Source organism: Roseibium sp. (genome assembly GCF_025698965.1).
Classification (GTDB): domain Bacteria; phylum Pseudomonadota; class Alphaproteobacteria; order Rhizobiales; family Stappiaceae; genus Roseibium.
Window position 1 is genome coordinate 1 of sequence record NZ_JAILWL010000297.1, and the last position, 8,207, is coordinate 8,207.

Annotated in this window: 8 protein-coding genes; 3 read left to right on the top strand and 5 right to left on the bottom strand. The window is 57.8% G+C overall.

Features of this window, described 5'->3' with window-relative positions; all coding sequences use genetic code 11:
- Positions 1-190: 190 nt before the first annotated feature.
- Positions 191-676, top strand: a complete 486-nt coding sequence (locus K5905_RS21320) for a GNAT family N-acetyltransferase (protein ID WP_297587475.1) — start codon at positions 191-193, stop codon at positions 674-676.
- 11 nt (positions 677-687) lie between these two features.
- Positions 688-1,176 carry an Rrf2 family transcriptional regulator gene (locus tag K5905_RS21325; RefSeq protein WP_297587477.1) on the top strand — a complete coding sequence of 163 codons (489 nt, stop codon included), beginning with the start codon at positions 688-690 and terminating at the stop codon, positions 1,174-1,176.
- 39 nt (positions 1,177-1,215) lie between these two features.
- Here K5905_RS21325 and K5905_RS21330 read toward each other — a convergent pair whose 3' ends face one another.
- From K5905_RS21330 to K5905_RS21350, 5 genes are read right to left on the bottom strand one after another with little or no spacing between them, the layout of a single operon-like run.
- Positions 1,216-2,097 (bottom strand): thiamine pyrophosphate-dependent enzyme, encoded by an 882-nt coding sequence (locus K5905_RS21330; RefSeq protein ID WP_297587480.1) that lies wholly within the window; start codon positions 2,095-2,097, stop codon positions 1,216-1,218.
- A 4-nt stretch (positions 2,098-2,101) separates the two neighbouring features.
- Positions 2,102-3,268 (bottom strand): transketolase C-terminal domain-containing protein, encoded by a 1,167-nt coding sequence (locus K5905_RS21335; RefSeq protein ID WP_297587482.1) that lies wholly within the window; start codon positions 3,266-3,268, stop codon positions 2,102-2,104.
- Complete coding sequence (locus tag K5905_RS21340; protein ID WP_297587484.1) at positions 3,265-4,911, bottom strand: NAD(P)-binding protein; 1,647 nt, start codon at positions 4,909-4,911, stop codon at positions 3,265-3,267. Before K5905_RS21340 ends, K5905_RS21335 begins: the two co-directional genes overlap by 4 nt.
- A complete protein-coding gene (locus K5905_RS21345; protein ID WP_297587486.1) occupies positions 4,908-5,459 on the bottom strand; it encodes a 2-oxoacid:acceptor oxidoreductase family protein in 552 nt (183 codons plus the stop codon). The genes K5905_RS21340 and K5905_RS21345 overlap by 4 nt, the downstream gene beginning before the upstream one ends.
- Before the next feature lie 34 nt (positions 5,460-5,493).
- Positions 5,494-7,029, bottom strand: coding sequence for a benzoate-CoA ligase family protein (locus tag K5905_RS21350; protein ID WP_297587488.1), 1,536 nt, complete (start codon positions 7,027-7,029; stop codon positions 5,494-5,496).
- A gap of 165 nt (positions 7,030-7,194) precedes the next feature.
- Between K5905_RS21350 and K5905_RS21355 the strand changes: the two genes are divergently transcribed.
- Positions 7,195-8,106 (top strand): SDR family NAD(P)-dependent oxidoreductase, encoded by a 912-nt coding sequence (locus K5905_RS21355; RefSeq protein ID WP_297587490.1) that lies wholly within the window; start codon positions 7,195-7,197, stop codon positions 8,104-8,106.
- The last annotated feature ends 101 nt before the right edge of the window (positions 8,107-8,207 follow it).

The window sequence follows — 8,207 nt, forward strand, 5'->3', positions numbered from 1 at the left end:
TACCAAAAAAGAAGATATGGTATAGGGAATATTTTTTTAGACAAGGCAGGAAAGGAGTGTGGATGCACCTCGGCGTAACGCCTCACAGAACAAGTTGCCCCGTTGCAAGACCAGTCAGATACCGGCTAAAATCGGTGCCAGGAACAATTGCCTTTTTTTGAATTTACAGCGTGAGCATTAAGGAGCTTTCATGACGGACAATGTTGACGGGCGGGTGGCAGAGACAGCTTTGTGCATTCAGCGGGCGACATTGGATCATCTGAAACATGTAATTGATTTGGACGCGCGAATTACCGGCCAGTCCAAGCCGGACTACTGGCAGGACATATTTGAACGCTATGGCAAGCGGCGGGTAGATCAGAGGTTCTTTCTGGTGGCCGAGGCAAAAGGCACCGACGGCATTCTCGGGCTGATTGCCGGTGAGGTACGCGGATGGGAGTTTGGTTCACAACCCTGCGGTTGGATTTTTGCCGTATCGGTGGATCCGGAGATTCGCCAGAAGGGAATTGGCGAGGCGCTGTTCAAGGCGATATGCGACGAGTTCCGGCAAGCCGGCATGTCCACTGTGCGTACTATGGTACGCCGTCAGAATCAGCTTCATATGTCGTTTTTTCGAAGTGAAGGCATGATGGCGGGGCCGTACACCCAGCTTGAGATGAGTCTTGATGATGAATAACTGCGCCATGTATGGCGCTGCAGAGAAAAGGAATTAGTGTGCAACAATCCAGCCGCCTTGCAATTTTTGCCCTGATTGAGCTGGCCTCCAATCCGGACCGGCAGATATCAGCTGCTGAAATCGGCACCAAGTACCGCGTGTCAGCCCATCACCTGGCCAAGGTGCTCTTGACGTTGGGGCGTGCCGGGCTGGTGCAGTCGATCCGTGGCGTGGGTGGTGGCTACAGCTTCACCGGTAACGCCAAACGGTTGACGCTTTTGGACATCATCAGTCTGTTTGAAGACACCACAAACTCTTGCAAGTTGGCGGATCCGAGTGTCGCGACCGCCGAGGAATGGGCGCTTTATGATGTTAACAAGGAAATTAACGACATTTCCTTGTCGACCTACGGCTCGCTCAGTATTACCACGCTGCTCAAGTTGGTAGAGCGTCGCAGAAAGGCTCAAGGGCGCGCAAAGCAAGATAGCAAGGACCTGAACCCTGCTGAGTTACCCGCCTGAATCCAACAGCACTCCCAAGCCCAGCAGAATTGCCGGTGACTAGAGGGGGCAGTTGTCCACCATCGCAGTAAGCCGAGCCCAGGTCTCATCAACCTCGGCTTGCAGCTTGTTGCGGGCGTCATCGCTTAGATGGCGATAACGTTTCTGCTCAGCCAGATAGGCGTCGATCGGCTGGTTTTTCTGATCCACGGTCATTGTGTAACGCACTCCGTCTTCGATCTCGAACAGCGGAAAGACACCGGATTCTACACCCAGCCGGGCGGTTTTGACCGCCGCGTTATCGGCTACCCCCCAGCCCGGCAGGCAGGGAATCAGAACAATGATCACCTTGGTGCCGCGGATTGCCTTGGCCTTTTCGATCTTGGCCGCCATGTCGCTCAGATGCGAGGGACTGGTGGTGGCGATATAGGGAATACGGTGTGCTGCCAGAATTTCGATCAGGTTCTTCTTTCGGGTAACTTTGCCGAGTGGTGTGCTGCCGGTAGCCGCATTGAGCGGTGTCGACGAGCTCTTTTGCCCTCCGGTGTTCATGTAGCCTTCGTTGTCAAAGCAGATGTAAAGGATGTCTTCGTTGCGCTCGGCGGCAGAGGACAGCGCCTGGAGGCCAATGTCATAGGTGCCGCCATCGCCTGCCAGGCACAGGACGGTGGTGTCATCGCGTCCCTGGGCCAACAGCGCTCGCTTGATGCCGCTGGCCGATGCGGCGGCGGATTCGAGCGTTCCGTGCAGAACTGGAATTTTCGCGGCACTCATCGGGTGCCCGCCAAGGATGACCGCCGAGCAGGAAGGCGCCACGACGCCCACCGTATCCGGACCGACGGCATTCAGGATCACCCGCATGGACAGCGCTTCAACGCAGCCCGCACACGCAACATGGCCGGAACAGAACTGGCCTTCGTCACTGTAACTGATCTTTTCCATGCGTTTACTCCACCCAGATCGGGTTGTTGTCCGGGGCCGCATCGCTGTAGTCCGCAGCCAGTTTCTCGAGTGTCTCGGCCGGTACGTTGACGCCGCCGACTCCTGTCAGCAGGCCATAGAGCCGAGGTGCTCCGGCCATGCCAAAGAGAGCCGATTTCAGTTCCTGATGCAGTACCCCGCCGGTGCCCGGTGAGTAATTGCGATCCAGAACCAGCGCACAGGGCACATCCATGAGCGCTGCTCTGAGTGCTGCTGCGGGCAGTGGGCGAAACAGGCGCACTTTGATGAGCCCCGCCGCCACACCCCGCTCCCGCAAGGTGTCAACTGCAATGCGCGCAGTTCCGGTCATGCTGCCCATGGTCACGAAGACAATTTCGGCGTCGTCTGTCTGGTATTGTTCCAGCGGTGCTGACGTCCGCCTGGTCAGTGTGGCCCAGCTGCGCCCAACTTCCGCGGTCAGGTCTTCAACAAGGGACATCCCAGCATCCATTTCCCGCCGGGTCAGGTTCCATGAAGCCTGGTCAATCGGGGCGCCCAGAGAGCGCCCGCTGCCATCGCCCAGTTGGATCTGCCGCGGCTGGCGAGGCAGGAAGTCTTTCACGGTCTCCGCAGAGGGCAAACTGACCGGTTCAACCGAATGTGAGACGTAGAAGGCATCGTGGTTGACCATCACGGGCAGATTGACCGTTTCGGCAATGCGGAAAGCCTGAATTACCGTATCCAGCGAATCCTGTGGGTTTTCGCAATAGAATTGGATCCAGCCTGTGTCGCGTTGAGACAGGCTGTCGATCTGGTCAGGCCAGAACCCCCAGGGCGAGGCCGGTGTGCGGTTGACGTTGAACATCACAATCGGCGTTCGCGCACCAGCCGCAAAATGCAGCAACTCGTGCATGAGCAGCAGCCCTTGCGAGGAAGTCGCGGTAAACACCCGCGCACCTGTGGCCGAGGCCGCAATGGCGGCGGCCATGGCCGAATGCTCGCTTTCGGGGGTCAGCAGCTCGGCATCAAAGGTGTTTTGGCTCTGGAACTCAATCAGTTTTTCCAGGATCGGTGTCTGCGGAGTGATCGGGTAGAGCGGCGCCACGTCGGGTGCAGCCAGCCGCACCCCCCAGGCCACTGCATGGTTACCGTTCAAGAGCTGCACGTTGTCGGTAAACGCGGGTGCATTCATGACGCTGTGTCCTCCTGCATGTGGATTGATCCGGTGGGACATTCGGCAACGCAAAGACCGCAGCCTTTGCAGTAATCCACATTCACCTCGTAGCCGGAGGCAGTTCGGGAAATTGCCATGTCCGGGCAGTAGAAAAAGCAGTTGTCGCAATAGATGCAGGTGCCGCAGCTGAAGCAGCGTCGCGCTTCGGCAGCCGCTTCTTCAACGCTCAGCGGCAGCTGTACCTCCTCGAAACCCGTCAACCGCTCGTCGAGCCCGGTGACTTGCTGTTGTATGCGGGCGTGTGTGTCCTGATACGCAACGTTGATGCGGCTGTATTCCACTTCAGCGGCGGCGGCAGGGGCCGGGGCGGCTATTCCGGGGGACAGCATATCGGCAATTGCCAAAGCGGCCTCCTTGCCCATGCCAACTGCCTGAGTAACAAACCGGTTCATGCTGGCAACATCGCCAACGGCAAAAACACCGGGTGTATCGGTCTGCCAGACACTATCGGTGCCCAGCACAGGTCCTGCGGGAGCAAGCCCGCTCCAGCGTTCAAGATCCGCATCCTGTCCGATCGCGGGGATAATGGTTGCGGCGTTTATCTCAAAACCGGACCCTTCAATCGGCGAGACGGTAAAGGTGCCGGGAACATCGCCAGGGTCGAAATCCACCCGAACGCAGCGCAAGGTGGCACCGTTGTCGTTGGTTTCTGCTGATTGCATCATGGCGCCGCAGACAAAGACGATGCCTTCTTCTATAGCCTCATCCACCTCGGTTTTTTGCGCGGGCAAGCGGTCCTGCGGCTCCAGCGCGAGCACGGTGACTTCAGAGCCGAGCCGCCGTGCCGACCGGGCGACATCCATAGCTGCACTGCCACCGCCAATGACCACAACTTGAGCGCCGGTGCGGGATCTTTGCTCCTCGACAGGTGCTGCCAGAAATTCGGCGCTGTCGATCACCCAACTTCGCGCGTAGTCAAGCGCAGGGAGGCGTTTGGGCAGACTGGCACCTGTTGCCAGGAGCACAGCATCGTGGGTTTCCTGCAGTGTGGCCAGGGCGGCCTGGTTCATCACCTCGGCACCCAGATGCAGATCGATGCCCATCGCAACGATACGGTCAATTTCTCCGTCCAGCACCGAGCGCTCCAGCCGGTAGGAGGGAATACCGTAGCGCATCAGGCCGCCAAGCGCGTCTTTGGCTTCGTAAAGCGAGACCTTGAAACCACGGCGGCGCAACTGGTAGGCCGCCGACAGTCCGGCTGGTCCACCGCCAATGATGGCAATGGATTGCGGGCGCTCGGTCACCGGGGGTGGGAAAGACCAGCCCTCGGCAAGAGCGGTGTCGCCGGCGAAGCGTTCCAGGCTGCAGATGCCGACGGTCTCATCCAGATCCCGCCTGTTACAAGCGGTTTCGCAGGGGTGGTGACAAATCCGGCCTGCGATAGCGGGGAAGGGATTGTTGTCGGTCAGGGTTACCCAGGCATCCCGAAGATCGCCGTCCTTGACCTGTTTGATCCACTCGGCAATGCGTCCATTGACCGGGCAGGCACCAAGGCAGGGCGACGGCTGGTTCTGATAATTCGGCAGAGCGCTGCGCCAGGTGCCGGTTACCCGGTTTTCGCTGGTCAGATGCGTCCAGAGCGGGGAAAGCTGCTTGTTCATGCCAAAACCTCGCTGCTGGTGGCATTCAGGCCCCAGGCTTCACGGCACGCGGTGACGTTTTCCTGTTTCTTTGCAGGCGCGGTGTCTTCGATGATGGCGCACATTGTATCGATATCCGGCGTATCAAGCTTGGCTACAAAGGCTCCAAGAAGCGCCGAATTGACTACCTTGCCCATGTTGTTGCGCCGGGCGATGGCCTTGCCGTCAACAGGGATGATACGACGGTTGCCGAGGCTGGGCAGCGACGCAGCGGATCGGGCAGAATTGACGACCACCAGCGCGTCCTCCGCTCCCAGTTTGAGGAATGCCTCGTCCAAGAGGCTGTCATCAAAGCACAGCATTGCAGTGGCGCTGGTGATGTTGCATCGCTGGCGGATCGGCTGGCTGTCTGCCCTCAACGAGGAGGTAACCGGCGTGCCGCGACGGGCACCGCCGTAGGTTGAGAAAGTCTGCACGTAATTTCCTTTGGCGAACAATGCCTTGGCCAGTTGGTTGCCAGCGGTCTGAGCACCTTGCCCGCCACGCCCGAGAATGATGATTTCAAGCATTTTGCACTCCGCTCATTTCACTTGACCACTGGCATCAGTCGCGCAGCTTGAAGCGTTGGATTTTACCTGTTGCAGTCTTGGGAAGCTCATCCACCGCCTCGATCCAGCGTGGATATTTCCAGACGCCGATTGCCGTTTTGACATGCTCCTTGAGTTCCTCGAACAATCCGTTCGCGTCATCATGCTCCTTGAGGATGACAAAGGCCTTGGGCTTGATCAAACCCTCTTCATCCTCATGGGAAATCACCGCGGCCTCGATGACGGCGGAATGTGAGACGAGGGCTTGTTCGACCTCAAATGGCGATACCCAGCGGCCGCTGACCTTGAACATGTCGTCAGTGCGTCCGCTGTAGTAATAGTAGCCTTCGTCATCGCGAGTGTATTTGTCACCGGTGTGGGTCCATTCGCCGGCAAATGTCGCGCGCGACTTGGCACGCTGGTTCCAGTATCCCTCACCGGCCGAACCGCCTGAGACCAGCAATTCACCCAATTCGCCGTTGGGAACGTCATTGCCTTCATCATCAACCAGCCGCAGCCGGTAACCCTCAAACTCTCGTCCCGAGCTGCCATAACGGATGTCATCCGGTCGGTTTGTTAGGAAAACATGCAGCATCTCGGTGGAACCGATCCCGTCAAGCACCGGCACACCCATGCGGTTCTGCCAGCTCTGGCCGACGTCTTTGGGCAGACCTTCGCCAGCCGAGATGCAAAGGCGCAGCCGGTCAGAGCTGTTTTCCGGTACGCAGGCGTCACCGGCCAACATTGCCGCATAAAGCGTCGGCACACCGAAAAACAGCGTTGGATTGAAATGATCAAGCATGTCGAGCACGGATTTGGCCGTAGGCCTTCCGGTCAACAGGACTGTGCTAGCGCCGACAGACATCGGAATTGCCATGCCAGCCCCCAGCCCATAGGCAAAAAACAGCTTGGCGGCGCTGAAGCAAACGTCATCGTGGCGGATACCAAGTATGTTTTTGCCGTAATGATCAGCAACGTAGGCCAAACTCGTGTGAACATGTCGCACGCCTTTGGGGGGGCCCGTCGAGCCCGAGGAATAGAGCCAGAACGCGGTTTCGTCAGGGTGGGTCCGAACCGTTTCAAATGTGTCGCCTGCCTCGGACATCATGGATGCCAGATCGGGATGCTCGCGGCCGTCGCCGTCGGCAACGATCACCTGACGCAGGAAAGGTAGCTGATCGAACAACGGTGCAACAACCGGCAGGAGGGGCGCTGATACCACAAGCGCCTGAGCGCGGCTGTCATTGAGCATGTAGAGATATTGTTCGGCGGTCAGCAAAGTATTGAGACAGACCGGAATGATACCCGCACGGATAGCGCCCCAAAACATGCAAGGAAAATCCACGGTGTCCAGCAGCAGCAGTGCTACCCGCGTTTCACGGCCAATGTCCTGAGCCGTCAGAACATTGGCTACCTGATTGGTCGCGGTTTGAAGAGCACCATAGGTGAGAGAGCGTTCGGTGTCCTGGAAGGCGACTTTGTCGCCGTAGCCACACGTGACATTGCGGTCCACCATGATCTCGGCAGCATTGTATGAATTTGCTGATTTCATGCCAGTTACCTCCCAAAGCTCTTCCATTCTTATATTAGGTAATGTAGTACTAGTATGCATATTTTGAGTTTTGCGCAATCGTAGAATTTGATTTTCGGGTGTTTTCTGGCCGTTTCACCAGTCTTTCTGGTGGCCGGAACGGCGCAAAGAGAGGGATGCGAGGCCGTGGAGAAAAAACTGCTGGAAGGCAAGGTTGCGTTGGTAACAGGGGCTGGAAGGGGTGTTGGTCGCGACATCGCGCTTATGATGGCTGAGCACGGCGCCAGCATCATCGTTAACGATATTGGTTCTGGTGGTGATGGCGAAGGTCTGGATAACTCCCCGGCCCGCAACGTGGTCGACGAAATTCAGTCCAAAGGCGGTATTGCCGCAGTCAATTATGGTTCGGTTTCGAATTTCGGCCAGGCAAAGGGCATGGTCGAACAGGCGGTGGACAGCTTTGGCCGCCTCGACATTGTGGTCAACAATGCGGGCATTCTCCGCGACGCGATATTTCACAAGATGAGCGAGCAGGACTTCGACCAGGTGGTCGCGGTGCATCTCAAAGGATCGTTCAATGTCAGCCGAAACGCTGCAGATGTGTTCCGCAGCCAGCAGTCCGGGTGCTTTGTGCATATGACGTCGACATCGGGGCTGGTCGGCAATCTGGGGCAGGCCAACTACATGTCGGCGAAACTGGGCATTGTCGGGCTGTCGAAATCCATTGCACTGGACATGGCCCGCTACAACGTACGGTCCAATTGTATCTCGCCATTTGCCTGGAGCCGGATGACGGAATCCATTCCGGCAACAACGCCCGAAGAAATGGCACGTGTCGAGAAGCTACGGCAGATGACGCCGGACAAGATTGCGGTGGTGGCGACCGCGCTTGCAGCCGACGAAAATGTCACCGGTCAGATTTTTGCCGTCCGCAACAACGAGATCTTCCTGATGGGGCAGTCACGCCCGCTGCGCGGTATGCAGCGTAGCAAAGGCTGGAGCGCGGCAACCATCCTGGACCACGCGTTCCCGGCGCTCAGGCCAAGTTTTTACGGGCTTGACCGGACGACGGACGTGTTCACTTGGGAGCCTGTCTGATCCGTGTGACCTGACCTGCTCAACCCATCAATCAACCTGTGTCCAATGAAACGAAAGGAGAAAAATCTAACGCGAAATCGACGAAGCGAAACGCAGAAAAT

Bases quoted from the DNA above. Each gene is read 5' to 3' on its own strand.
- K5905_RS21320 (WP_297587475.1), top strand. From the start codon at position 191: ATGACGGACAATGTTGACGGGCGGGTGGCAGAGACAGCTTTGTGCATT.
- K5905_RS21325 (WP_297587477.1), top strand. From the start codon at position 688: ATGGCGCTGCAGAGAAAAGGAATTAGTGTGCAACAATCCAGCCGCCTT.
- K5905_RS21330 (WP_297587480.1), bottom strand. From the start codon at position 2,097: ATGGAAAAGATCAGTTACAGTGACGAAGGCCAGTTCTGTTCCGGCCAT.
- K5905_RS21335 (WP_297587482.1), bottom strand. From the start codon at position 3,268: ATGAATGCACCCGCGTTTACCGACAACGTGCAGCTCTTGAACGGTAAC.
- K5905_RS21340 (WP_297587484.1), bottom strand. From the start codon at position 4,911: ATGAACAAGCAGCTTTCCCCGCTCTGGACGCATCTGACCAGCGAAAAC.
- K5905_RS21345 (WP_297587486.1), bottom strand. From the start codon at position 5,459: ATGCTTGAAATCATCATTCTCGGGCGTGGCGGGCAAGGTGCTCAGACC.
- K5905_RS21350 (WP_297587488.1), bottom strand. From the start codon at position 7,029: ATGAAATCAGCAAATTCATACAATGCTGCCGAGATCATGGTGGACCGC.